The sequence below is a fragment of the Novosphingobium sp. B-7 genome (assembly GCF_000410615.1).
GTDB lineage: Bacteria > Pseudomonadota > Alphaproteobacteria > Sphingomonadales > Sphingomonadaceae > Novosphingobium > Novosphingobium capsulatum.
In genome coordinates this window covers 1,743-2,077 of sequence record NZ_KE148467.1, presented here as the reverse complement: position 1 = coordinate 2,077, position 335 = coordinate 1,743, and the positions used below count along the sequence as shown (strand labels likewise).

Here is a 335-nt window from a genome sequence, read left to right as displayed (position 1 = left end):
CAGGCGATGGCGCAGCGCGAGCGGCGCCACCGCCACCAGATGCTCGCGCCGCACCAGCTTGGCGCCTTTGAGCGCGGCCAGCGCGCGGCTGGCGCGCATCAGCGTCAATTCCCCGCGCAGGCCATCCACGCCCAGTTCGCTGCACAACAGCGCCGCATCGGTCATCACCGCATCGGGCACCGTGATCCGCGCCAGCCGCCGCTGCCCGCGCGCGATCTGTTGCAAGACCTTGTCATCCTCTTGCGCCCACTGCGCCGCAAACGCCGCCGCATCGGCATCGTGCGCGGCGCAGCGGCGCATGATCTCCACCCGCGTATCGATCGCGCGCGGGGTGC

The 335-nt window shown here is 71.9% G+C and carries 1 pseudogene; it reads right to left on the bottom strand.

What is annotated here, in order from left to right:
* Window positions 1-335: pseudogene (locus H926_RS29380) on the bottom strand (magnesium chelatase ATPase subunit I); the annotation flags it as partial.